At 60.6% G+C, this 2,603-nt stretch carries 2 protein-coding genes; both read left to right on the top strand.

Annotation, left to right across the window (positions count from 1 at the left end; all coding sequences use genetic code 11):
• Nucleotides 1–1,284: homogentisate 1,2-dioxygenase (gene hmgA / locus ACR0AA_RS23235; protein ID WP_480757754.1), on the top strand; the 1,284-nt coding region annotated here is incomplete at its 5' end.
• A 66-nt stretch (nt 1,285–1,350) separates the two neighbouring features.
• Nucleotides 1,351–2,603 (top strand): fumarylacetoacetase (gene fahA / locus ACR0AA_RS23240; RefSeq protein WP_480757757.1); only part of this gene is annotated, 1,253 nt, incomplete at its 3' end.

Raw genomic sequence — 2,603 nt, forward strand, 5'->3', positions numbered from 1 at the left:
CCCGGCTTTGGGAACGATTTTGAGACCGAGGCATTGCCGGGTGCGTTGCCGCGGGGGATGAACAGCCCGCAGCGGTGCAATTACGGTCTTTATGGCGAACAGCTGAGCGGCACGGCCTTTACTGCGAACCCGCCGGAACGGACGTGGTGTTATCGCATCCGCCCGTCGGTCAAGCATTCGCACCGCTACGAAAAGATCGACCTGCCCCACTGGAAATCCGCCCCTTGCGTTGATCCTGATGTGATCAGCCTTGGCCAGTACCGCTGGGACGCGGTTCCCCATTCCGATGAGGGCCTGACCTGGCTGACCGGTATGCGCACGATGACCACCGCAGGCGACGTGAACACGCAGGTCGGCATGGCCAGCCATATCTATCTGGTCACGGAATCCATGGTGGATGACTATTTCTTCTCGGCCGATTCCGAGCTGCTGGTGGTTCCGCAGGAAGGCCGCCTGCGTTTTGCGACCGAGTTGGGGATCATTGACCTTGAGCCCAAAGAGATCGCCATCATCCCGCGCGGCCTGGTCTACCGTGTCGAAGTGCTGGAAGGCCCTTGCCGGGGTTTTGTTTGCGAGAATTACGGCCAGAAGTTCGAACTGCCGGGCCGCGGCCCCATCGGCGCGAACTGCATGGCCAACCCGCGTGACTTCAAGGCTCCCGTGGCCGCATTCGAGGATCGCGAGGTGCCCTCGACCGTGACCGTCAAATGGTGCGGGCAGTTCCATACCACGAAGATCGGCCAAAGCCCGCTGGACGTTGTGGCCTGGCACGGAAACTATGCGCCCTACAAATATGACCTGCGCACCTACTGCCCGGTTGGCGCGATCCTGTTCGACCACCCCGATCCGTCTATCTTTACCGTGCTCACCGCGCCCTCGGGCCACCCGGGCACTGCCAATATCGACTTCGTTTTGTTCCGCGAACGCTGGATGGTGATGGAAGACACATTCCGCCCGCCCTGGTACCACAAGAACATCATGTCCGAGCTGATGGGCAACATTTATGGCCAATATGACGCCAAACCTCAGGGCTTCGTTCCGGGTGGCATGAGCCTGCACAACATGATGCTGCCGCACGGGCCGGACAAGGAAGCCTTTGAAAAAGCGTCAAATGCGAACCTTGGGCCGGACAAGCTGGACAACACCATGTCCTTCATGTTCGAAACCCGCTTCCCTCAACACCTGACAGCATTCGCGGCCAACGAAGCCCCGCTGCAGGACGATTACATCGATTGCTGGACGGATATCGAAAAGAAGTTCGACGGAACGCCTGGCAAGAAGTGATGAAACAAAGCGACCCGGGATTTCCTATCGAAACGCCCGGGCCTGAGACAAAGGTCTGGAGACGATATGCCTTTGATGAGATCCTGGGTGGCCTCGGCCAATGACGCCGATCACCCGTTCCCCCTGAACAACCTGCCTTATGGCGTCTTCTCGACCGACGGAACCGATCCCCGCTGCGGCGTTGCGATCGGTGACATGATCCTGGACGTGACCACCGCCGAGGCCGAGGGAGTGATCGAACTGGCGGATGAGCCGCTGTTCGACCTGCCCTTCTGGAACCCCCTGATGGAAGAAGGTCCCGCTGTCTGGGCCGCGCTGCGCAACCGTCTGACCACGCTGTTGGCTGAGGGGGCCGAGGAACGGGCACAGGTCGAACCGTTGCTGGTTGCCCAGAGCGACGCAGAAATGCACATGCCCTTTGCCGTCAGCGAATACACCGATTTCTACGCCGGGCGCCATCACGCCCAGAACGTCGGCACCATGTTCCGCGGGCCGGAAAACGCGTTGCCGCCGAACTGGCTGCATATCCCGATCGGCTATAACGGCCGCGCTTCGTCAGTTGTGATCTCGGGAACGGACATCCGCCGCCCGTGGGGGCAGTTGAAAGGGCCGAACGATACCCTGCCCCGTTTCGCTCCGTCGCAACGGTTCGATATCGAGCTTGAGATGGGCGCCATCGTGGGCACACCTTCTGACGGGCCGATCTCAGTTCAGGAGGCGGACGACAACATCTTTGGCTACGTCCTGCTGAACGACTGGTCCGCACGCGACATCCAGGCCTGGGAATACCAGCCGCTCGGGCCGTTTCAGGCCAAGGCCACCGCAACTTCGATCAGCCCATGGATCGTGACCAAAGCGGCACTGGAACCCTTCCGCTGTGATACGCCTGAGCGGGAGTTCGAGTTGCTGGATCATCTCAAAGACGTTGGCCCAATGCTGTACGACGTCGACCTTGAAGTCACGATGGCACCTGAAGGCAAGGACGCTACGACCATCGCGCGAACGAATTACAACGAGATGTACTATTCGGCGGCACAGCAACTGGCGCATCACACCACATCCGGCTGCCCGATGAACACCGGCGATCTGCTGGGATCGGGCACCATCTCCGGACCGACCAAGCCCGAGCGCGGCTCCTTGCTGGAACTCAGCTGGGGCGGCAAGGAACCACTGACATTGGACACCGGCGAGACCCGCAGCTTCATCGAAGACGGCGACACGCTGACACTGCGCGGCAGCGCAAAGGGAGACGGCTATACCATCGGCTTCGGCGACTGCATCGGAACCGTCCAACCACCGATCGAAAACCCGTTCAAACG

The sequence above is a fragment of the Ruegeria sp. CE8 genome (genome assembly GCF_056537465.1).